The organism is Arthrobacter sp. GW460-12-1-14-TSB2 (assembly GCF_059423525.1).
On the sequence record NZ_JBWKYC010000002.1, the window covers coordinates 273,142 to 294,761 of the forward strand.

General features: G+C 61.9%; 18 protein-coding genes and 2 pseudogenes. 13 read left to right on the plus strand and 7 right to left on the minus strand.

The genetic code is table 11. From position 1 onward, the window contains the following. Positions 1–225 precede the first annotated feature (225 nt). Complete coding sequence (locus AC07YR_RS04640) at positions 226–354, plus strand: hypothetical protein (protein ID WP_494733197.1); 129 nt, start codon at positions 226–228, stop codon at positions 352–354. Positions 355–407: 53 nt separating this feature from the next. Here the strand turns inward: AC07YR_RS04640 and AC07YR_RS04645 are convergent. Together AC07YR_RS04645 and AC07YR_RS04650 are read right to left on the minus strand one after the other, a co-directional pair. Further along, a pseudogene (locus tag AC07YR_RS04645) lies at positions 408–838 on the minus strand (IS1380 family transposase); the annotation flags it as partial. A 179-nt stretch (positions 839–1,017) separates the two neighbouring features. Beyond that, positions 1,018–1,320 (minus strand): hypothetical protein, encoded by a 303-nt coding sequence (locus AC07YR_RS04650; RefSeq protein ID WP_494733198.1) that lies wholly within the window; start codon positions 1,318–1,320, stop codon positions 1,018–1,020. A gap of 268 nt (positions 1,321–1,588) precedes the next feature. Here AC07YR_RS04650 and AC07YR_RS04655 point away from each other — a divergent pair, with 268 nt between their 5' ends. The 9 genes from AC07YR_RS04655 to AC07YR_RS04695 all read left to right on the plus strand — a co-directional run bounded on the left by AC07YR_RS04655 (position 1,589) and on the right by AC07YR_RS04695 (position 11,321). Continuing rightward, positions 1,589–1,876 (plus strand): hypothetical protein, encoded by a 288-nt coding sequence (locus AC07YR_RS04655; protein ID WP_043480665.1) that lies wholly within the window; start codon positions 1,589–1,591, stop codon positions 1,874–1,876. A 12-nt stretch (positions 1,877–1,888) separates the two neighbouring features. Next, complete coding sequence (locus AC07YR_RS04660; protein WP_494733199.1) at positions 1,889–3,268, plus strand: type IV secretion system protein; 1,380 nt, start codon at positions 1,889–1,891, stop codon at positions 3,266–3,268. Further along, a complete protein-coding gene (locus tag AC07YR_RS04665) occupies positions 3,261–4,751 on the plus strand; it encodes an SCO6880 family protein (RefSeq protein ID WP_494733200.1) in 1,491 nt (496 codons plus the stop codon). The genes AC07YR_RS04660 and AC07YR_RS04665 overlap by 8 nt, the downstream gene beginning before the upstream one ends. Next, positions 4,748–6,208 (plus strand): putative type IV secretion/conjugal transfer ATPase, encoded by a 1,461-nt coding sequence (locus tag AC07YR_RS04670; protein WP_494733201.1) that lies wholly within the window; start codon positions 4,748–4,750, stop codon positions 6,206–6,208. Before AC07YR_RS04665 ends, AC07YR_RS04670 begins: the two co-directional genes overlap by 4 nt. Before the next feature lie 9 nt (positions 6,209–6,217). Continuing rightward, positions 6,218–8,029, plus strand: coding sequence for a type IV secretory system conjugative DNA transfer family protein (locus AC07YR_RS04675; protein ID WP_494733202.1), 1,812 nt, complete (start codon positions 6,218–6,220; stop codon positions 8,027–8,029). Further along, positions 8,016–8,525 carry a hypothetical protein gene (locus tag AC07YR_RS04680; protein WP_494733203.1) on the plus strand — a complete coding sequence of 170 codons (510 nt, stop codon included), beginning with the start codon at positions 8,016–8,018 and terminating at the stop codon, positions 8,523–8,525. The genes AC07YR_RS04675 and AC07YR_RS04680 overlap by 14 nt, the downstream gene beginning before the upstream one ends. Before the next feature lie 323 nt (positions 8,526–8,848). Further along, positions 8,849–10,219: a hypothetical protein gene (locus AC07YR_RS04685; protein WP_494733204.1), complete on the plus strand. Its 1,371-nt coding sequence runs from the start codon at positions 8,849–8,851 to the stop codon at positions 10,217–10,219. Then, positions 10,216–10,665: a hypothetical protein gene (locus AC07YR_RS04690; RefSeq protein WP_494733205.1), complete on the plus strand. Its 450-nt coding sequence runs from the start codon at positions 10,216–10,218 to the stop codon at positions 10,663–10,665. Before AC07YR_RS04685 ends, AC07YR_RS04690 begins: the two co-directional genes overlap by 4 nt. 20 nt (positions 10,666–10,685) lie before the next feature. Next, positions 10,686–11,321 (plus strand): hypothetical protein, encoded by a 636-nt coding sequence (locus tag AC07YR_RS04695; protein WP_494733206.1) that lies wholly within the window; start codon positions 10,686–10,688, stop codon positions 11,319–11,321. A 67-nt stretch (positions 11,322–11,388) separates the two neighbouring features. On the opposite strand, the gene AC07YR_RS04700 is transcribed toward AC07YR_RS04695, so the two are convergent. Both AC07YR_RS04700 and AC07YR_RS04705 read right to left on the minus strand, forming a co-directional pair. Then, entirely contained in the window at positions 11,389–11,796 is a 408-nt protein-coding gene (locus AC07YR_RS04700; RefSeq protein ID WP_494733207.1) for a hypothetical protein, read from the minus strand. 324 nt (positions 11,797–12,120) lie between these two features. Then, a pseudogene (locus AC07YR_RS04705) lies at positions 12,121–12,273 on the minus strand (recombinase family protein); the annotation flags it as partial. A gap of 524 nt (positions 12,274–12,797) precedes the next feature. Here AC07YR_RS04705 and AC07YR_RS04710 point away from each other — a divergent pair. Continuing rightward, the gene (locus tag AC07YR_RS04710) at positions 12,798–13,961 is read left to right on the plus strand and encodes an ArdC-like ssDNA-binding domain-containing protein (RefSeq protein ID WP_494733208.1); all 1,164 of its coding nucleotides are present in this window, start codon (positions 12,798–12,800) and stop codon (positions 13,959–13,961) included. A 62-nt stretch (positions 13,962–14,023) separates the two neighbouring features. Further along, complete coding sequence (locus AC07YR_RS04715) at positions 14,024–14,536, plus strand: single-stranded DNA-binding protein (protein WP_494733209.1); 513 nt, start codon at positions 14,024–14,026, stop codon at positions 14,534–14,536. Between the two features lie 417 nt (positions 14,537–14,953). Here AC07YR_RS04715 and AC07YR_RS04720 read toward each other — a convergent pair whose 3' ends face one another. Both AC07YR_RS04720 and AC07YR_RS04725 read right to left on the minus strand, forming a co-directional pair. Beyond that, positions 14,954–16,807, minus strand: a complete 1,854-nt coding sequence (locus tag AC07YR_RS04720) for a hypothetical protein (protein ID WP_494733210.1) — start codon at positions 16,805–16,807, stop codon at positions 14,954–14,956. 606 nt (positions 16,808–17,413) lie between these two features. After that, the gene (locus AC07YR_RS04725; RefSeq protein ID WP_494733385.1) at positions 17,414–18,724 is read right to left on the minus strand and encodes a hypothetical protein; all 1,311 of its coding nucleotides are present in this window, start codon (positions 18,722–18,724) and stop codon (positions 17,414–17,416) included. On the opposite strand from AC07YR_RS04725, the gene AC07YR_RS04730 reads away from it, so the two are divergent. Then, positions 18,716–18,946 carry a hypothetical protein gene (locus AC07YR_RS04730; protein WP_494733391.1) on the plus strand — a complete coding sequence of 77 codons (231 nt, stop codon included), beginning with the start codon at positions 18,716–18,718 and terminating at the stop codon, positions 18,944–18,946. The two genes, AC07YR_RS04725 and AC07YR_RS04730, sit on opposite strands and share 9 nt — an antisense overlap. A 208-nt stretch (positions 18,947–19,154) precedes the next feature. On the opposite strand, the gene AC07YR_RS04735 is transcribed toward AC07YR_RS04730, so the two are convergent. Further along, positions 19,155–21,599 carry an FAD-dependent oxidoreductase gene (locus AC07YR_RS04735; RefSeq protein WP_494733211.1) on the minus strand — a complete coding sequence of 815 codons (2,445 nt, stop codon included), beginning with the start codon at positions 21,597–21,599 and terminating at the stop codon, positions 19,155–19,157. Positions 21,600–21,620 lie beyond the last annotated feature (21 nt).

A 21,620-nucleotide genomic window follows, 5' to 3' on the forward strand; every position in this document is an offset into this window, starting at 1 on the left:
GGCTAACAGCTCTGACGTGCCTTAGTGGGGTTAATCCGCTACGTCGTCATCGAACTCAAAACCGGCAAATTCCAGCCCGAATACGCCGGCAAACTCAACTTCTAGGTCGCCCTCGTCGACGACCTGCTGCGCCGCGACCACCACAACGAAACCATCGGCATCCTCATCTGCGGTACCAAGAACGACCGCAGCGTCCGGTACAGCCTCGGCCGTTCCACCTCGCCCATGGCCGTCGCTGCCTACACCTACGACAAACTTCGTTCAGCAGAGCAGCAGGTACTCCCTGACGAAGGACACATTCTGGCCGCCCTGGAATGGGCGGAACCCGGCCCTGAGGTCGAAGACACCAACTAGGGCTCAACCGCGAGAGCAGATACCGGCCATTTATTGGGCTAGCTGGGCTGACGGTCGATGATCAGCGGTTCCAAGGCTGTTGCGGCCAGGGCCGGTCGCGGTTCCCGGCGGCGTTCCAGGCCCGTGCACGCAGTTCCCTTGTCAGGGTCTCAAACCCGTAGCTGAACAGTTCGGGATTCGTGACGGTGACGGTGCGCTCGAACCGGGACACGGTCGCGTTCGAGGGCAGCTGACCGAAGACCCCGGGCGAGGACTGCAGGATATCCAGATTCGAGGCATGTTCTCCGTCGGCGGCGAGCATCGCCGCGAGGGACCCGACCAGCCTGCAGGGCCGGTGTTTCGCGCCGGAGAGAACGAACTGGCCCAGCCGCTCCTCGCAGAGTCTGCCGAATCCCAGAGCATCCATGAAGGCGGTAAGCACCGAAACCCCGGCGTGGGAGATCGGCGACTGGCCGGTGAAACTGACCGGCACGGACGGAAACAGGGGTTGACGTCTACGTCGAAAGGGTGCCCCTCGCTCGGCAAATAACGGTCTCGACTACCACTATTTTCCTAGTTCAGAGCACCCTTTCCCTGCTTATCACGCCCGGCACGGCACCCGGCGCCTCATGAAAACCCCGGGCTAGTCGCGCGTTTGATTCAATTTCTATGGAAGGGGCCCCGCTATAGTCGGCTGTCACCGTTCCACTCTTCCGGTGTCACCCGCTTGATGCTCGATGAGTGCGCCCAGCCCAGATGATACTTTCCTGAAGAGTCCAGCCATTCAATCAGGCCGTAGGTATGCGTCCATGCCACGGCCTTGCCGTAGATCCCGCTCACGTAGACCAGAGGCCGGCCATACTTCGGGAAGTCTCGGATGGGAGCTGGGTCATCAATCGGTCGGCTCTCTTCGGCGTGAATCCGGGCAAACATGCGCTCGGAGTCGTCGGGAGTACCACGTTTGATCACGACAAAAGTATAGAACATATGTTCGAATGCCTCCGTTCCCAGAGCCTGTCACCGCCTCACAGGGCTCTCGTGGCGGTTCCTCGCCGCCGGCGTCGGCGCCCTCGTCAATGAAGTTAACTGCCGCAAGCGCCAAACTGCGTCCTGCTAGTTCACTCAGCGAATTAGTATGCACGTTGCCTGGGTGGCTCAAGAAAGAACTCGTGGGTCATGTAGCCCCGCCCCGCCGCCTCCATGAAGTCGTGAGCCCAATCCCTCATTCCCTCGACGACAACAGATGGAGCGCGCGATGTTTTTGGCAGCGGTGGATCCTGGCATCACCCCGAACACGAACTTTCCCTTCCTCGAATCGCTCAAACAGATCGGCGGAGGCATCCTGGTCGGGGCCTTCATAGTGATCGCGATTGTGGCGATCGTCGGGGCCGCGATGCTGCTGGCAGGCAAGCTCAGCCAGTCATCGCGGCTCGCCTCGGGCGGCGGCATGATCCTGCTCTGGACCGGGCCGGTGGCCGCGATATTGGGCGGGATCAATGGCTACATCCTCTGGTCCCAGTCCGCGTTCAATCTCGGCTTCTAGGTCCCGCCCGCCATGCCGGTCGAGTGCGACCTCAACGGATGGTGGCCGCCCGGCTGCGGTCTCGTCTCCCAAGCGAACGACGGCGTCCAAGGTTCCATCACGTCGTTCTTCGCGAACATTCTCCAGAGCACAGCATCCTGGATCTGGTCCTTCATTACGGGCGCGTTCAGTGTCTCTGACGTCGACGACTCCCAATGGACGGCCGTCGAGGGTCTGACGAGCTGGTGGGTTGTCATCATGATGACGCCGCTCGTCGTCGCCATGATTCTCCAGTTGCTGTCCGGTCTCATCAGCCAGCAGCCCCGCCGCCTGGTTCGGGCTCTGGTTGGCGGCGCCGCGGCTATTCCCCTGGTGGCCGGTGCCGTTTACCTCGTCCGCCAGCTAACCAAAGTGGGCGATTCCGCAGCCACAGCACTGCTTGAATCCATGGGGACGGATCCCTATCTCGTGTTCATGCGGCTCTTTGGCTTCGAGCGTGCCCCTGCGGACTCCGGCCGGGAATGGAACGTCGTGTCCTTGGCCCCGGGAACTACCGGCGGCGCGGCCGGGGCGGTCGTCGTCACCGTGATGGCAGTGATTGTCGTCTGGATCCTGGCCTTCATTCTGATGTGTTCGATGATCTTCCGATCCTTTGCGCTCATCGTGCTCGCCGCTGTCGCTCCAGTCGCTCTCATGCTGATGCCGTGGGAGAAGACGAAAACTTGGGCCCGTCGGTGGTGCGAGATTGTCGTTGCCTTGCTGCTCGCCAAACCGCTTGCGGCAACAGTGCTGGCCGTAGCCATCAAACTCTTCGCCGAGTCGAAGTCATTCGCCGGCCTAGCCGCCGGCGTCGTGGGCATGGCCCTTGCATGCGGTGCGCCGCTCATGGCCCTGCGCCTCGTGAGCTTCGCCGGAGGTGAGCTGGCCGCCGCCGCGCAAACAGCCGGCGGTGGCCACGTCCTCTCCCGAACCTCCAGCTTTACCGCACGCCAAATTAGCCGCCAGACCGGTGGTCGTTTCACCCTTGCCGCGATGGCCGGGCGTTCGTCGATGACCCGCCCGATCCCGTCGAGCCGTCAATTTCCCACACGCGCACTGCCGGCCGGAGTCCCGCTTCCCGGAAGGCCAACGGGTGCCACCCCGGCATCGACGCCCGCTGGCAACGCCAGTGCATTAATGCTCGACGCCGGCACCTCGGCTCCCAGCCCGGCGTCGCCTGGGGCAGGTGGGGCCCAGCCGCAAACAGCCCCGGGCGCATCGGGAACCAGAATCGGGGGCAATGCCGCCAAGGATCCACGGCCGCCATCGTCGAACCTTCCGAAAGGCGTGCCACCGGCCGCCCCGACGGCCCAGCCTCCCATCCACCGGCCGGTAGTCATCCAGCCCCCAAACGACGGTGATTTCCATGTCTGAAACGTCACGCGCCCTCGAGGCAGTCAAATTCCCGCGGTACGAGCGCCGCGGCTTGTTCATGGGGCTGAAGTGGTACCAATTGCTGCTGTTGGCAGGCGGAGTCGTGGTGGCAAGTCTGGCATCCGCGGCCCAGGGACCGATCGGCCTGTTCGCGTCGGGACCGGCCTGGCTCGCGCTGATGCTCCTTGGCCTGCTGCAGTATTCAAGGATTCCGTACCCGGTGTGGGCCAGCCATGCCGTTCTGTTCTTCTACCGATCAATAGCAGGGCAAACACGGTTCCTCACCAGACCAGAGCGGCCAGTAGTGGTCGGACGGCTGGCGCTGCCGGGAGGGCTGGGAAACCTGGAATTGCGTCGCACCTCGCGAGGGGAGTGCTTCATCGTGGACACCCGCGGCCGGGAGGCGATAGCAATACTTCGCTGCAGCACAAGGTCATTTGCCTTGTTGGACAGCGAGGACAAAGCATGGGCCGTGCAGGCCTGGTCCAGAGTGCAGGCGGGCATGGCCCAGCGAACGAGCCTCGCGAGGATCGCCGTTCAGGACTATACGGTGCCGTACCCGTCCACCGCCCTGCGGGACTTCTACGAACAAACGGCCCCGCGCCCGGCTGGGGATGCCAGCGAAACCACTTGGGGTCAGCGCGCATACGAGGACCTGATTTCTGCGGCCGGATCGACTATGAGCCACGATCTCCTGATCGCTGTTGTCGTGGACACCGCCAAGGCCCGACGCCGGATCAAAGAGTCCGGCGGGGGACTGGCCGGTATCGAACGCGTGCTTCGCCTGGAGGTCGAGGCCATGACCACCGCGCTCGGGACACACAGCGTCAGGGTGGAGAAGTGGTTGTCCGAGGGCGGAATCCTCGACGTCGTTCGGGGCGCCTTCGATCCCGCCGCCGTCGCAAGCCGGGCAGGCAAACGGGCCAACGAGGGAATGCAGCCCCAAGCCCTAGAGTCGCCAGAACCGCACGCAGGGCCCATGGCCGTAGAAGAGCACTGGACATACGTTCGAACCGACTCCGGTTTCCATCAAACGTTCTGGATCGCCGAATGGCCACGGCAGAAAGTCTTTCCGGGCTTCCTCCATCCGCTCATCTATGTGGGCGACTTCCGCCATACGGTCACGGAGGTGATTCGGGCCGTGCCCACAACCGAGGCGCTCCGGGACATCCGGTCCGCGCAGGAGGCCCATGAAACCAGGCGCCGCATCAACACCCGCTTCGACAGACCACTGACCCGCGAGCAACGGGCTGAGGAGGAAGAGGTTGCCCAGCGCGAGGAGGAGATCGTCGCCGGACACGGGGACGTGAGGCCCGCTGCATACGTGACCATCACCGCAGGCACTCCGGAGGACCTGGCCCGCTACAGGCAGGAACTGGAGTCGGCGGCCGCCGGCGCCTTCGTCGAACTGCGCCTCCTGGCCGGGCAGCAATGGGCGGCATTCGCGGCCGGTGCCCTCCCGTTCGGGCGGGGTTTGCGATGACGCACGCGCCCAAGTCGGTCGAGTACGTGCCGTCGGGAGGGAACCGCCAGGAGCGGAAAGAACGACGGCGGCGCTCGGTGGCCGCTGATGGTCAACCGTGGGCGTCGGCTCTGCTCCGGGCGGGCGAGATGGTCGGCGCCCGGTTGGACACCGCCGATCGCGGTGGCGACTGGGGGAGCCGGGATCGCGCCTCGCTGCGCGGCCCGCACCGGCTGCGTCCGGCGCCGCACCACGCGTCCACTCTGACCTTCGCTGCGGCATATCCGTTCCTGACGGAATCCGGTCTCGGGCACGAGGGTACGTACATCGGCACCGACGTTTTCGGCTCCGGGGCGTTTTCCTACGATCCGTGGATTCTGTATGACAAGGGCGTCATCAGCGGTCCCTCGATCGTTGTCATCGGCACCGTGGGGACCGGTAAATCCATGTGCGGGAAATCGCTGGTGGCCAGGTCCATCACGCTAGGGCGAAAGGCCGCCGTCGCGTCCGACCCCAAAGGTGAGTGGGTAGCGGTCGCCAACGCGGTGGGCGGCAAGGTCATTTCCGTGGGACCCGGCCGCGCTGCCCGGGTCAACCCGCTCGACGCGGGCCCGCGGTCCAGCGCCCTGAGTGAGGCACAATGGCAGGCTGTGGTGCGGCAGCGCCGTCGCTACCTGCTGGTGGCGCTAGTGTCGCTGATGCGGCAGGGCATGCCGCTCCGCCCGGTCGAGCACACTGCCCTCGACATGGCCCTCATGGAGACGGTGGCTGAGAACTCGAATCCGACGCTGCCGATGGTCCTGGACCATCTGTTGAACCCCTCGAAGGAAACGATCGGCCTGGTGGGAAAGGACGGGGGACTGGCGGTGAGCCACTCGCTGCGGCGGACCGTCTCCGGTGACCTGGAGGGCATGTTCGACGCCCCGTCGACAGTGGCCTTCGACGCCGATGCGCCCATGATGGTGATGGACACGTCGGCGCTGATCGGTGCCTCGGAGCAAGCACTGTCGCTGGCGGCCGCGTGCGGTGCCACTTGGTTGGAGGCAGCCGTTACCAACCCCGACGGCGGCAAACGGCTGGTGGTCTACGACGAAGGCTGGCGCATGCTGGCGGACCCCTACATGCTCGCCAAGATGAGCGAGCAGTGGAGACTGGCGCGCACGTACGGCATCGCGAATCTGCTCATCATGCACAAGGTGGCCGACCTCAACGAGATCGGCGACAGCACGAGCGGGCACCGCCAGAAGGCACTTGGCCTGCTCACCGAAGCCGACACTAGGATCATCTACCGCCAGAAGCACGACGCCATGCGCCTGACGAAAGAAGCCCTGGGGCTGACTGAGGCCGAATGCGAGCACGTAGAGAACCTCCCCAAAGGCGTTGGCCTCTGGAAAGTCGGGAACCGTTCCTTTATCGTCGCGAACCGGGTCACGACCGATGAACTTGAAGTCTTCGGCACTGACGACCGGATGATCTGAATGCCACCGATGACTTCGCGGCGAGGCACCGACAGCCCCTTCGTCACTGCCGGGCTCATCGCCGTGGCCGGCTACGTCTGCCTGTGTTTCCTTGTTCAGGGCGCAGCGAACGTCGTGGTGGCTTGGCGCTGCGGCGGCAGTCCGCCGTCGCCCTTCAACCCGGCGGCCGCCGTCGGACTTTTCATTGGCCGGATGGACTGGATCGTGCGCAATCCGCAGGGATGCGACGTCGGTACCGGCAATGTCTGGTGGATCGTTGGCCCGGTCCTCCTTCTGGCGGCTGCGCTCGCCGTGGGGTCTGTCTTGGCCTGGCGGAGGTGGAAGCAATCCGGCGCGTGGCTGCGCCAGGACATCCTGAACCGCGAGGGCATCGCGCGCCGCACCGAGATACTCCAGGATTTCGGAGCGAGGTCCGTCCTGAAGCGCGGCAAGTTCACGCGGCCAGGCTTGGCAAAACCGCGGATTCAGGACGTGGCGTGGACGTTGGGCCGTTCGCGCGGTGTCACGATTCATGTCTCCACGGAGGAATCGATGGTCATCCAGGGTGCTCCGCGATCCGGTAAGGGCCTCTACGTGGTCATTAATGCCATCCTCGATGCGCCGGGCGCTGTGGTCACGACCTCCACCCGCGCCGACAACTTGGTGGTCACCATGAAAGCCCGTGCTACACGCGGCAGGTCGGTTACGGTGTTCGATCCGCAAGGCATGTCCGGACTGCCTTCGACACTTCGCTGGTCTCCCGTTCGTGGCTGCGAGGACCCGGATATCGCCACGCGCCGTGCTCTCGTTATCACTGCGGACACGGAGATGAAGGGTGAGAACGCTGCATGGCAAAAGCGCTCGCTGATCATCCTGCAATGCCTTCTTCACGCTGCGGCCCTGTCCGGCGAGGGAGTCCGCGCGTTTCGGCGCTGGTCCTCGAGCCCGGTCTTGGCACGTGAGGCTTTGGAGGTCCTGAGCCAACCCGCGGCGGCGCTGGGGTGGCAGGCCGATCTCATGGGGATCCTGGAGGATGACCCGAGGAACACGTCCAACTCCTGGATTGGTGTGTCGGCTGCTGTCGCACCGCTGTCGTCGCCGAAAGTGCTTGCCGCACTTGATCCCCGGGACGAGTCTGAGGAATTTGACCCAAAGAGGTTCATCAGGGACTGCGGGACCCTGTATTTGATCGGCACCCGTGCGGGAGCGGCTGCGGCAGGGCCATATCTGTCGGCTCTGATCGACGACATCGACAGCGCCGCGCGCGAAATGGCCTTTATCTCTCCGGGAGGCAGGCTGGATCCGCCGCTGTCCCTGGTTCTGGACGAGATTGCGAATCTGGCCCCATGGCCGGGCCTGCCCATCACCCTTTCGGACGGGGGCGGCATTGGCATCTCAACTTTGGTGGTTCTCCAATCCTTGTCCCAGGCCCGTACTGGCTGGTCCATCGATGAGGCGGCCACTATTTGGGACTCGGCCATCATCAAAGTGATCTTCGGAGGCGGCTCCGATGAGCGTGACCTGCGCTCGCTGGCTGGGCTGCTGGGGGAGCGGAGCCTGACCCTGAACACCCGCTCCTGGTCTGCACAGGGCCGGCAGGACGGCGAACAGATCAGGGAGAGTCCGGTCCTGCCGCTTCATGAGATCAGGCGCTTGCCCGCAGGCACGGCCCTCATGCTGGGACGTCGAACCCGGCCCATTCTCTTGGACTTGCGCGAATGGCACAAACGAAAAGACGCTGCCGAGCTCGGTCGGTCAAAGCTGGAGCTTGAACGGACCTTGGCTGACGGGCACCGTCTGAGACAGGCATCAACTGAGGAGGCGGCCGATGGCCAGCCATGACGACGTGGAACGCTTTGAGATCCCGTCAGCCGGAGCGGACGACGATGAGCTGACGGCGGAGCTCTTCCGCTCTGCATTCCGGCCGCCGGGGCGGGCATCCGGCGTGACATACCGTTGGCGGGAAATGACAGCTGAGCAGGCCGGAAGTGTGTGGCGTTCTTTGGCGGTCTGGGTCCGCTGGCTTGTTGCCACGTACCAGCTGACGACGTCGGTGGTTCCAGACTGCTGGTGGCGGCATTCCGAGATCGTGGCCGAGCTCTATGCTCTGCAGCGTGCGGAGTTGGCCTCCTACGCCAGCGACGATACCGGCTTCGGGCCCCTGGCGTTCCACGAACGGCTGCCGCACGCCGTCGAGCGTCTGCGGATCCACACGAGGACGGCCGGTTGTGTTGGCCTGCAGGCGCACAAGGAGTCCGCGTCGAGGACGCTGCGGTCAGACGCACCGGAGTTCGTTGAATGGCAGGCGGGTTCCCACCACATCGGGGACCCATTCTGAGGCGAGGCGCTTCACGTGTAGTCGGGCTGAACCGGCGTTTGCAGAGTAGTCCGGCCAGATTCAAAGACGTATGGGACGGTAAAGGGAGCCCGAAGGTGGCCCTGTGTGGGGATAAAACAGCTACGAAAGCTGTGCGCCGAAGCCTCGCAGCGGTTACCTGAGAGGCCGACCTTCCGTCATCCGTCCGTGGTGTAGGTCATCGACGGGATCACCGTGACAGGGAGCGGGTGGTCACACTGCTCGTGCGACTGGTTGGGTAACGAATGGTGACGCTTCGGTCTCGCGTATCCGGTTTTGTCAGATCGCTCCTGTATGTTGAGCAAGTGAACGATGACGATGACGCCATTGGCGTAAATGAAATCGACGCAAATCCAGCAGAGGATGAATCTGGCTTCTTCGCCAGCCTGAAACTGGATGGTGCGCGATTCAATGGGGGAAGACTGCCGATCGACGCATTAGTCGAATTGCAGCGATACAAGGAATTGATCCTTGAAGCAGCTAAGCAGGCTTGGCGTGAGGCTAATCCTGGAGAAGAAGTCCCGGCTGACTTTTCTAGTGAATTTGATCTGGCCGTCACTGAAATTGAGGATGGCAGCGCTGTTCCGGTGATGGAAAAAACGCGAACTGCCTACGACAGTTTTTACGATGCAGGACGCCTCGACGTTGAAGCGCTTTTTGCCGACATAGTTAATCGGAATTTTGGAGTCATTCTTCCTGACAGCGGACAAGATGATGACTCGGACCATGAATCGCCTTCAGTCGATAAGGATGAGGGCGAAGCTGCGGACGGCACGCCACTCGACGAGGCCAGCTCAGACGACGCGGCTGAGGTGGGGGACGCGGCAGACGCCGAAACAGAGGATGAAGAGGAAGCGTCTAATCAGTCGAAGCAACGACTGCTATCGAGCCTCGCGTCACTCGACGCCTTCCGAGATTTCGGTTCGAGCCTCCGCGAGGAAGACTCACTGGTACTCAGCGGTACGGAAACGCACGAAGAAGTCCGCATCACGTCTGAGACCGCGCCTAGGGTTTTTCGCCCAATCTTCGAACAACTTTCGCTTGACCTCGAGGTGCCTGAAGAAGAGGCCCTTGAAAGGAGCAAGTACACCTCGACAGTGGCTGGTCGTTTGATAGCACTCAACGCCGAGGCCAGAAACTTCAAGATCAAGACCTTGCTCTACGATCAGGTGCATGGGCGTTATAAGGAAGCCGAGAGGCTGGAGGATCTGAAGGCAGTCCTCGAATCGAGTGCTCAGGCCCCTCTAATACGTGTCACAGGACGAATGAGTTGGCTGGGTGACCGTCTAAAGCAGATTCTCAATGTGGATGAAGTTGAACTGCTCGAGATTGAGACTGAGCCTTGGTCGAGGCGAATAGTGGAACTCGCCAGCCTTGCTAAGAATTGGCATCCAGAGCTCGACAAGAGCCCTCTTATCTCGTTCACTGCGATTGATGCCGCCCGGGAGGTGCTGCGCGCCACTCAGAAGAGTGAGATTTCGCCGGGCATCTACCCGGGCGAAGACGGCGGCGTAATTGTTGAATGGAGTTCCCCTCAACGAGTTGTGACGCTCGAAATTTCGCCCGAACCCGATTTTTTCTTGTTTCACCTTGATGTTGCCTCCGGTGATGCAGCTGAGTTTGATACCGAGGACCTATCAGAAGTAATTGCGCGAGTGGGGGAGGCTCTTTCGTGACAGATTTTGTAGACCTTGCGTCCTGCGAGGCAGAATTGCTCGAAGACGAACACGAAGACTTGTTTCGGCAGGTGCCTGCGCACCACTGGGACGACAACGTAGGCCGCCCGCGGGCTGCCGCCTTTGGGCCGAGCGATGCTGACCAGGGCAAGGCGTCGTACTCGCGATCCACTAAGGTCACACCCGAAGAAAGCCGTACATGGCATAACGACAATGCGAGGTCCGCCTCGATGGGTGTGTTCAAGGTAACTGTTGATGAAGTGGTCAAGGCCACCCTTCGCGCTGTGGATGATAGCGGATGCCCGGTTCCTGTTGGAGAGAAACGCGCGCCGGGACACTGCTTCGTCGACTTTCAGCATGTGGACAAGAAAGAACAACGGCGGTTGCGCGGCCTTCTGCTGGCACACGCGCTGGCTTGGGGCGAAATTGAATCCCAGTCAGCCTGAACGGACACTAGGGTAGCCGAATGAGTTTTGGGGAACTTCTTACATCGCCGGACTGGGGCAGCGTGCCCGACTGGCTCGCGGCTATCGGAACTATCGGCGCGGTGGGCTGGGCGCTCCACCTTGGGCTTCGCGACGGCAAACGTTTGGACAAGGAACGCCAGGAAGCAAAAAAGGACCGCGCCGCGGCGGCCACGGAGCGAGAGGCGGCCGCCGACGAACGGGCGATTTATCGCAAAGATCGGGCTGAGGAAAAAGAGGCTGACAAGCGGCGGCTGGCTGCTCAGGTCACCTTGATCGCCGAGAAATCCTACTCGAACAACCCATCGAGGTACGGCTTTGAGGGTCCAGCCGTGCACTGGAGTGTTCACAACGGAGGCAGCGAGCCCATCTCACTGGTTACTTTGGTTCAAAGGGAAATTGAATCGGAGGGTGGTGCCGCAACAGGAGACGTGGACATGGCGAAGCAGTGGAACGTCATTGAAGCAGGAGGCACGCGCCAAGTCCTGACAGAGGTTCGTGGGCGGACCTTTGATCGAAATCGTGAGGTTCAATTTATTGACGGGGCCGGAGTGCGTTGGCAGCGTAAGTCGCTGGGAGCGCTCAGGCCACTCGAAGATGAAGACACTGAGACTAATCGGATTTTCAGCAACTCCTGACTGAGGAGCAGGGCCCCGCTCGCGGCGCAGGAAGTGGTTCCTGGGGTCCGAAAGGGGGTCTTTCGCGCTATTTCTTGAAGTAGTCCAAATATGACTCAACCTCTTGTGATTTCTCGGGGCAGAAGTAGGCAACAGTTAAACGCACGCTGTCATTGGCGCCCGCCTCATCGCCACCGATAGAACGCACTGAGACGCCGAGACCGGTTCCCGTCTGCTCGCATATTTGCTCCTCCATCCAGTCGGCGTAGCTCTTGACGTTGTCGGGCACTACACCGACGGCGGCGAGGTCTGCCTTGTAGGAGCCGCTCGTCTTGATGGGTGCCGGTGTGGGCGTCGCCTTTATCGTGACTGTCGGTGTTGGCGCCGGTGTGGTGCTGGTTGTGGCGGCGGGGTTGGCGCTTTCAGCAGCTGCGCTACAGCCGGACAAAACAGTGATGAATAAAAGAGCGGCACCGCTCATGGCAAGCTTTTTCATGGTTCCCCCAATAATGAAACGAGTCGTTTCTGCACCCTATCTGGGAAAAGCAGAAATGCCCCTCTCGCGGCCTAGGAGAAGGTTCCGGGGGCGGGTTCTGAGAGGGGCCTTTTGTTCCACGGGCATTTAGGCGTTCGCAGTGATGCGGGCAAGGGCTGCCTCGGCGCGTTCGCGCTTGGACGATCTCATGTGCGGGAGGGCCTCGGCGAGGAGGGCGTGGACGGCAGCGCCACGGATACGGATACGCCAGCGGCGGCTTGACGGGCGCGGTACGACGTCGCCGCAGAGGGCGCCGAGGCGGTGCGCGCTCTGGACGCCGGCGCGTCATTCTGCAATAGCGGCGAGTGCGGCGTCAAGGCCGGGTCGTGCGGCTTTGGGATCGTAGCCGCTGGCGCCAAGGTCTTCGTGGTGCTCGATCAAGGTCCAGCCGTGTGAGTCTATGAGGGCGCGGGTCTGCTTGCGCTGGGCTTCCGGCGAGCCTTGGGATTCGTCCTCACGTTGTTTTGATTACCGGGCATAGGCAATAGCTTTCATGGTGACTTAAATACGCGCTCAGTGGAACGCGGGACGCCACTCCTACCTAGGCCCTCAGGGCCCAGGCACAGCATGTCAGCGACACCGCAAGTGCCACATGACCAATCTGAAGACGAATCGCCACAACGAACTCCGGATCGCTGGTGGCAACACTCCGAGATCGTCGCCAAGCTCTGTGCCCTGCAGCGGGCGGAACTCGCCTCCTACGCCAGCGGCGATCCCCGGTTCGAGCCCCTGGCGTTTCACGAACGGCTACCCCACGCCGTCGAGCGTCTGAGGATCCGGACCCGGACGGCCGGGAGTTCGCGTCAAGGACGCTGCGGTCAGACCACTTCATTGAGTGGCAGACGGGTCACACCAGGTCGGGGAGGAATCCTGAAGTCATGCTGTTGTCCCGCCTCAGGACATGAACAAGTATCCGCGGGGTGGTCCCGGCGGGATTCTAAGAAGCATGGAGAGCGGCTGTCGTGGCCCCTGAATCTGAAGACGTATCGAGCGCCGTGGCGGCAGATGCCGCGCCGGGCCGGAGTGAATCGGGCAATTCCCGCATGACGCCCGAGGAGCGTATCTCTGCCTTGACGGATGGCCTCCACAGGATCTTGGAAAAGGCAGTTGAATCTCCGTCGCAGTGGCAAGTGCTATTGGATGCCTCGGCAACGTTGTGGCGTTACTCGGGCGGCAATGTTGCACTGCTCATGATGCAGATGGCCCAGCGAGGAACCGACGAACCCACGCTGGTGGCAGGGTACAAGGAATGGGCCCGCCACGGCCGTACGGTGATGCGGGGTGAACACGCGCTCTGGGTGATCGCACCTCGCACGGCGAGACTCCAGCAGGTCACGCTTCCCGACGGTACCCTGCAGCGCATCCCTGCGGGTGAGCACGTGCCCCATGGCGGCGTCGACGATGGAACGAAGACGGTCATCACAGGCTGGCGCGGCCAGGCAGTCTTTGACGTCTCGCAAACGCAGGGTACACCGCTGCTCGTGCCCCGCGCCGGTGCCGAGTCTGTGTTGGACGTAGCTGAGCTGTGCGGATCTCTTGCCGCGGTGGCGGGCAGCCACGGCTTCCAAGTCGATGTGACACACGCCCAGTACGGTCTGACAAGCGGCTTTACGGATTTCTCCCACCGCCGGGTCCAGGTCGGCGCCTGGCTCAGCCCAGAAGAGCGTGCAGCTGTCCTTGCACACGAACTTGGACATGTGCTGCTTCACGGTCCCGACGACGCGGTCGGCCGGCTGTATGGCTGCAGCGCAGACCATCGGGGGCTGGCGGAGGTGGAGGCCGAGTCCGTGGCTTACACAGTGCTTAAGGCCCACGGGATCGACCGCGGACCTCAGTCCGCAACGTATCTCGCCGGATGGGCTGACGCCGTCATTGACGCGGAGAAGGACGCGTTGACCCACGACGCCGGCCGTAGGCTCCCGGCGTCCCGTGCGGATATTGCGAAGTCAGTACTGGGACGGGTCACTGCTGCTAGCAAGGGAATTCTCGAAATCACACACCCGCCGGGATTCGGCGGCAAGATCACCGCTGTCGACGCGGACCCACGGTTGAGGCCGGCAGCGTCCTATGCGGGACTGGAACAACCTTTGCGGTCGGTCGACGGACCAGTAATGGCCGGGCCGTGAGTCCGACTGGCAACAATTTGTCCGGCGGGAGAGTCCCACCGGCTTTGGAAAGGACAAGAACCATGGGCACCAAAATCCCGATCAGCATCGCCGGCAACCTGGTTGCTGATCCCGAACTCAGCGTCGGCGAAAGCGGAGTGGCTCACGCTAAGCTCCGCGTCGCCGTCAACCAGCGAATCCAGGGTGCGGATGGCACTTGGCAGGATGGAGAGCCAGTCTTCCACAATGTCTCGGCTTTCCGTGCGCTGGCCGAGAACTCGGCGAGTTCACTGCGAAAGGGCGACCCGGTCACCGTGGCGGGCGAACTGGAATTCCGCTCGTACGAGAAGGACGGCGAACGCCGCGAGGCCCGACGCATTGTCGCTGACACTATCGGGCCCGATCTCCGCTTCGGCACGGCGCTTTACCAGCGCATGTCCCATGCGCCGGCTGCGGCGCCGGATGCTGATGTGCGTGCGGGCTTTGAGGCGCCCGTCGCGGCAGAGCCGGCTACGCCGGCGTACCACGTCAGTTCGAAGGGTCCGGTGGTGGTGCCCCCTTTTGGGGTAGCGGCCGGGAATGAGATGAGCTTCTAAAGCTGTATGGGCCGTCCGCATGGCGGGCTTGAGGTATAGCCGAGGCGGGTTGGTGAGCAAACCAACCCGCTTTCCCGCGTGACGAAACCGGAATGCCTTGGCCGCTTCTGTTCGCGAAAGTACAGTTTAGAGGCATGATTGTCGTCATCAGCAATATACGGTGCACGCTAATTTCGCCGATGACGCGGTGCTGCAATCATGAGGTGTACCAAATGTGACAGGTATCGGACGCCCTGCAATTTCCCTTACCCATTATGACGCGTTCCTGGGCGGGACTTGCGTAGACCTTCGGCTGATCCTCATCTACCGTCTCGGCGTCTTCATCGCACACTGCTCGTCCCTCCGTCTCATGCGTGACTCCATCGTCCTACACTGGTTGGTGGCGGTTCAGTGCGTCACCTGTGTCAGTTTTCAGGGTCACAGTGCCGCGTTAACTCCTGCCGGGCCCCCGAAGAAGCAATAGGGGCACAAACCTTTGCGATGGTTCTCCAGTAACCGCAGCGGGAACGGCAATCGGTCGACGGTTTCATCCGTGACACGGTATCGGTTAGGTGCGTTGACAGCGCGGCAGGGCACATCGGTGCGGTGCCATTCCGACCACCGGTGCACTTCCCTTTCGCCGTGATAGACCCACGTATCAGTGGCCTCGTCGACAGCTACCTGCGGGTTCTTCACCTGTGACCTCCAGCGTATGTAAGCGGCTGGAGGCAGCGGATCGCGAATGTGCACGTTGACCGATTCAGTTCCGATCTCGGTCACGTTCGGGCCCAGCCGGCGGTAGAGCCGCGCAATGACGCCGAAGTCCTTCGCGCCATCAAACGTGGCAGGCCAGAAGTCGAACCGCAGCCGCCCGGCGGCGGATTTGTCCAGGTCAGTCAGGACGACGTTGTTAGTCCGATCCTCCAGAGTCCAATGGATGCGTAACGCTGGGTCATCTGTTGAGACACCCGAAGGGAGCCGAATCAGGTAGCGCAGGACGTCACCGGAATAGGTGCTCGGCACCGATGTCGGGCCGAGTAGCGCAACGGGGGTTGGGGTCGCCAGGACTGAGATTCCGATATAGCTCCCCGCAGTGGTGATCTCGAACTGGTCGACGCCGATCCGCACGCTCACGCCACCCGTGGGAGGGATCGTTCGCCGGACGCGGGCCGCTGGGGCGCCCGAATTAGTCGCTTTGATGCGTCCGCTAAAGTTGTGGTCGGCCGCGCTGACCAGCTCTTCGACGTAGAGCGCTGCGAACCCGAGGGTCAAAACACCAAAGAACGCCTCGCTGACGATGACCCACCACGACCGGTCCACATCAACATCGACACCCTCGACGTGGAACCCGAGCGCGGGCCAAGTTCGGCTGTACACATTTACTTGTTTGCGTAAATAGCGAAATGCCGCACCTTGGCGGGTATGGAACATGCTTGGAAGAACACGGAATGAGAAGTTCACCGTGCCCTTCTGGTTGCTGGCGGTACCACTCACGAGGAAATAGCCGGCCGCTGAGTTCACCACGAAGCGGTCGAGGGTCGCGTTCGATTCTTCAGCGGCGGTGGCCATGCGCGTGCGCACGTCGTCGAACATGATTGTCATAGCAGCCGTGTTGACCACCGCGGCCACGTCATTGCCGCCAGCAAAGTCAGCGAGTGACCCAGCGTCACCTACGATGGAACCCTTCTCGCCGTCGACGTTCAGGCCCAGTAGCATCGCGCCATCACGCACTCGTGCTTCAACCGAAGTCGCCAGGCGGGCGAGTGGCCCAAGGAAGCTCACGTCGATGGAGGGTAGGTTGAACAACCTGATTGCGACGGCTGTCTGAATGGCCAGCTGCAGTCGATCCTTGAACGCGTCGCCAACGACGTATGACACGACAGCGGCCGGTGTGCCCTCTGACGTGACGGATGCCGTCCAACTGCGCACAAGGAAGTTCCCGGGCGGCGGCTCGAACTGCAGGTTCGACGAGCCAGGTACGAGTCCGAATGCGGGTTGTACCGTTACCTTCAGCTCGCCAGCCACCTCGGCTAAGTGCTCCGTACCATCAAGAGTGACGAGCACCGGACCCCATATCGGCAGGGTCAACACGAGCAGATTCGTAGCACCTTCGCACTTGATCTCCGGTGGGCCCAGGAACACGTTGGCCTTAACATGTGGCGGACCGCCCAGCAGCGGATCCATCGTTAGCACCTTTGCGAACGTTCCGTTGGCGTAGGCTGCCAGCAGTCCGACGTCCAGCACGTGCTCGCGGACTGTCACAGCTGCGGCAAAGTCGGCATGATCTGACACGACCCCTCCTCAGGAGGTGAGGAGCGGCGTCGCCCGATTCTGGTGCACCAGCGAACGTCCGAAAGACGCTGACCTCTCGGCCAGATCCCCTTGGCTCTAACACGCGTTCATACGAGACGCGACATCCACGACGCCACTCAGGCTAAACGATATGTCCACAAACTGCCCCAGGCAATGCCCCGTGGGTAAGCTGCGGCTCAACGATCGTCCAGTGCGGGCTGGCATTGGCTTCGAAGATGATTTGGCGGAACAGAGTTGGAACTTTCAGGGCGAAGAATTCATTTGGCGACAGGCTGCTGAGGTGTTGCTAAGGACCGCTCTGACAGGAATGGGCAGTTGGAAGCAAAGTGCCCAGACGCTGTGACGTTCCTAGCGGCGCATAACCTGCCGAAGGGCCGGTTGACCCCGGAAAGTTCGGACGGCACGTGTCAGTCCATCCACCGGCGTCGCGTGGTCCGTTGGAGTCGGCAGGTGCTTCAGCCTGCTTCACGAGGTCCTGGAAGGCTCAGAGGCAGGATGGGCGTCTCGCGCCTCGCGCACCCTGTCCCCACACGAACTCACGGCGTGCGCGGCGCTGAGCCAATTGGCAAGTAACGTCTGGGGGATTCACACATCCTGAAATGGGCCATCGGACTCGTCGGTGAGAACGAGCGGACGCCACAACCAGGCCATGGCAGACAGGCCGCTTACGGCAACTGCCACAACCGTCCACCCCAGAACGGCTCCGCTGAGCGTGCAAGTCGCAGCCACTCCCAGTCCGATATACCAAACGAGAACCGACCACCACATGAATCGAGCGCCTGGAAAGAGACACCGCCTCACAATAAGAAGACCGATCACCCCTGTCGCTAGCGCGAAGGTCCTAACAACCCAAGGAATTTGTTCGGCGAAAAGCAATGCCAGAAGGGAAAAGCTCGCACCCACGACTATCGCGGCCCGGCCCAGGCTGGCCGCGCTCCAACGCCACGCTTGCGCAGCGGGATCAAACAGCCCCCGGAAGCTGGCCGGCAGAGTACGGTCGGCGAACCCCCCAATCAGGAGAGTAGCTCCCGCCAAGGCACCGAGCGTGGGGCTTACTAGTGAAACCACCGCGCTATTCAGCAGTAGGAGCCACCATCCCCAAGGCCTTCCTCGTCGCTGAAGTTCGATACAGAGCAGTCCGAGTCCTGCGCACGCCAGGAGGGCTGCTGTAACCACGGCTGGCGCATCTAAGGAGTCCGGGCTTAAGAGCGCTCCGTTCAGTGTGTAGTTGGTGAGCACCTCTCGAGGAACGAGGCTCACCAGGAATGCGATTAGCGCGACCAGAGCGACCCACCAGCGAGCGTGCCTAGACCACTGCCGAGTTGATGTGGAGCGGCCAGCGGCGGCGACAGGTATAGAAGGCGCAGACAGGCATCGCGCTGCGATTCCAGGGCCACTGTAGACAAAGCCACCCGTAATCTCAACCAGCGAAGCTCCCGCTTCGAGGCAAGCCAGCGCATCCGAAGGTGACAAAACCGCGCCCGTCGCCACGATAGGCAAATTGGGCCCGAATCGCTGCCGAATAGCGTCTACGAGTCCCAGGGTTGCCGATGCGGTCGCTGGAGAAGTCGACCAGCCTTGGGGCAATCCCCCATACGCGTATCCGTCACCCACGACGACGCCGTCGAGCCCCCGCGCGGTCGCTAGCAGAACCGTATCAAGGGCGTCACTACGAGCTCTCTCCTTTCCGTGTGAGGGGGCATCAAGCCGTAGAAGCACTGGAAGATTAGTTGCGGCCCGCACTCGTTCCAGCGCGGCAGCGGTCTCATCAGCCGAGGATGACGCCGGCAGACGGACACTGAAGAACGACACCAAGTGGCCCAGTGCTCTGATCGTCCCCTCGGGGTTCACACCATCGACGACGACGCCTATTGGCAGGCTTACCAATTGGGACACCTTACTCAGACATGCGGCTACCTCCTCGACTCCAGGCGCGTAGCCGAGGTCACTCCAAGCGACGGCGTGCCCATCGGGGAGCCGCTGCCGATCAAGGGAACGAACACGTGGACGACCGCCGAGAGTGACCGGGCCTATGGTGAGAAACCCGCATCCCAGGAATTGGCACACCGGGGCCGCCCGCCCATCGGCATCGAGGCCCGGGCCGAAGCCGAATCTTGAGGGAAACGTAATCCCGAGCACTTCAACAGCGTGGCTGCTTTCGGGAATGCCATAGCTAAGCAATCGAAATAAGTATCGGCCGAGTCGCGTACGGCCCTGCAGATCTAGATAGCCGATCGTTATCCGTCGGGCATCTTCGGCTGGAAGCCGGAACATGATCGGGCGCCACACGGGATGATAGGTCCAGTCGGGCATGGCCATCCCTCAACTAGTGCACGTGATCATGGGCAGGACCGTCTCCGGGCCCCGCAGAGTGGTCATGCAGCGGAGTCGCGGTGTAAGTGATGAAGAAGTATGACTGGATCACAAAGAGCACACCCCAAACCACGTTCAAAGGCTCAGCCGCCGCGAAGAATCGAGAGAGCCCAACTGAAACACCGATCGCAATCGAGAGAAACCCAATGTCGGAGTGCTGTCGGTCGACGAGAGGGTCCTCGCCGCTGTGGTGGAGTGTGAACAGTGCGCCAAAGACGATGACGCCCACGGGAAAGAGTGCACGCCACAGGTCTCCGTGGATCCATTCAAGCGCCAGAGCGATCTCTACAGCAGCAACTGCAATACCACCACATGTCATAATTCGGTGCTGGAATGTGTGCCGATCGGACAAGGACCGAAACCAGCTTCCGTAGGTGGCGCGAACCCAAGGTTCAACATGTAGGAAGAAGTACACGTTGGTGGCGAGCAGGATGAATGGCCATACTTTGGATAGAAGCGCGAAATCCATTGAGAGGGCCGAAAGAGTTGCGGCAGCTCCGATCGCAAGGGCAGCCCAGCCGTTGATCACATGGTCGACACGGTCGTGATTCATCATTTCTTCTGGCGTCAGGCTTGGCGGCACGTCGAAGCCCCCCCTTACGATAGATCGAAGCAAGAACGCACAGAATGAACACCAGCGGAGGAAAGCTCCCTCTGGCTCTGGCGACAAGGCGCTGATCTTGGACCCTCCCTGGGTGCCTAGGATCTGAGCTGCGCCGTGCACGCCGCTTACGACGGCCCTCTCCATCATCCAAGAGTTACCGGGCCTGCGCGTCCAATCTCCGACAACGTGCACGCCGGACAGCGGCTCAGCCGCCAACGGAGGTACCTCAGGAACCGGAAAGGTTGCGAAGACGTTCAGGTGTCGCAGCACCCTCGTGTCAACTACTTTGTTGGCACAGTAGTCTGCGGATATGACTTTGAGGTCTTCGAGGGCAAGGGCAACCAGGGCGTCGTCAGAGAGGTCCAGATAATGCGGCTTAATGCCTGCCACTTGGATCTCAACTAGGTGGAGTCCACCGGTTTCTAGAGGTTCCATTCGAGAGATGCAGAAATATGCATCGACCATCGGCAGAAGAGGCGTCAAGGCTGCCTGAGGTTTGTCCTGATCTGAGATCTCACGGAACCAGAAGCGGATCACGAGCACTGAGCTTGCCTGCAGATGGCCAAGGTTGTGGTGCAGTTCTTGCGGTGCGTCAGTTCCGGCGAAGATGTCGCGCGTGGCAAGTGGATCAGTGGCTATCACCACATGGTCAGCGATCAAAGCGATACGCGGCGCCTCCCGTGACAGGACGATTTCAGTACCCGACACCTCCACGGTCAGGCGCCCCAGGGGACGCTGCGGCGGCCCCCCAACGGGGTTGCCTGCATCGTCGAACCTACCACCGTGGCACGGACAGAGGAAAGTCGTGCCCACGTGCGAAGTTTCGCAGCCTGCGTGAGTACAAGTTCGGACGATGGCCTCGTAGGACTGCTCAGAAGCCTGGGTCGAGGTGCGCCGGACAAGGATCGGCACGCCTTGTACAGCGGTCTCCAACCCGCCTGCCGCAGTGTCCACGCTAACCCGAGATACGGTCCCCAGCGCAGTCGTGGCATCCTCACGTAGGGGAAGGCCCGGGGGCAGATCCGCTATACCATCCACCACGACCTCGACGCCGCCCTCCGGTCTCACCCTAAGCGCCTCAACTGTAACGCCACGAAGGACTGTGGCCCCAAGATCTGTTAGTTTGCTGACGACGGGCCCAATGACAAGGTCTTCGCTACTACCTACGAGCCAGCGGGGAACACTCCTACGGTCGCTGGGCAAAACATAGAAACGCAACGCAGCCATCGCCGCCGCAGCATTGATCCCCTCCAGTGTCGAATACGCGAAGGCCTTGGCGAACGGCGCAAACAGCAACCTCTTGGCGTTATCCGTGACTCCCGCATACTCGAGCAATTCAGCAAAAGTGAGCCGCTCATAAGCTGCTGTGTCACGAGCAGGATCGAAGGCAAGCAGGTGAATTCCAATTCGGCCAAGGCGAAGCATGTCCCCTGTGGTCAGAAGCGGCGTCCGGATGGATTGCACGAGCATCGATAATGGGCTGGGTACGTGGGAGCGCAGGGGGGACAACTTCAGTTGCTGACCGCCTTCGACGATGATTCGAATGTCCATCCCTGGGCGAAGCGAATCTTCTACAGCCACCCCCGCCACCCGCAGCATTCGGTCGAAATTTACGTACGCGGGCCACCAGCCGTGAACGCCGTGCTCGTAGGAACGGCCCTGGTCGGCCATTGTACGAACCTTGCCGCCGAGATCGCTCGAACGTTCGACCAAGATCACGTTCTCGCCGCCCTCAACGAGTATGAGCGCGGCGGCCAGGCCAGCTGGACCGGCGCCCACAACAACTGTCGTCAAGCCACGTCACCGCCCAGGCTG

Excerpts from the sequence above, each read along its gene's own strand:
- AC07YR_RS04640 (WP_494733197.1), top strand. The coding sequence starts at position 226 with ATGGCCGTCGCTGCCTACACCTACGACAAACTTCGTTCAGCAGAGCAG.
- AC07YR_RS04650 (WP_494733198.1), bottom strand. The coding sequence starts at position 1,320 with ATGTTCTATACTTTTGTCGTGATCAAACGTGGTACTCCCGACGACTCC.
- AC07YR_RS04655 (WP_043480665.1), top strand. The coding sequence starts at position 1,589 with ATGTTTTTGGCAGCGGTGGATCCTGGCATCACCCCGAACACGAACTTT.
- AC07YR_RS04660 (WP_494733199.1), top strand. The coding sequence starts at position 1,889 with ATGCCGGTCGAGTGCGACCTCAACGGATGGTGGCCGCCCGGCTGCGGT.
- AC07YR_RS04665 (WP_494733200.1), top strand. The coding sequence starts at position 3,261 with ATGTCTGAAACGTCACGCGCCCTCGAGGCAGTCAAATTCCCGCGGTAC.
- AC07YR_RS04670 (WP_494733201.1), top strand. The coding sequence starts at position 4,748 with ATGACGCACGCGCCCAAGTCGGTCGAGTACGTGCCGTCGGGAGGGAAC.
- AC07YR_RS04675 (WP_494733202.1), top strand. The coding sequence starts at position 6,218 with ATGACTTCGCGGCGAGGCACCGACAGCCCCTTCGTCACTGCCGGGCTC.
- AC07YR_RS04680 (WP_494733203.1), top strand. The coding sequence starts at position 8,016 with ATGGCCAGCCATGACGACGTGGAACGCTTTGAGATCCCGTCAGCCGGA.
- AC07YR_RS04695 (WP_494733206.1), top strand. The coding sequence starts at position 10,686 with ATGAGTTTTGGGGAACTTCTTACATCGCCGGACTGGGGCAGCGTGCCC.
- AC07YR_RS04700 (WP_494733207.1), bottom strand. The coding sequence starts at position 11,796 with ATGAAAAAGCTTGCCATGAGCGGTGCCGCTCTTTTATTCATCACTGTT.
- AC07YR_RS04715 (WP_494733209.1), top strand. The coding sequence starts at position 14,024 with ATGGGCACCAAAATCCCGATCAGCATCGCCGGCAACCTGGTTGCTGAT.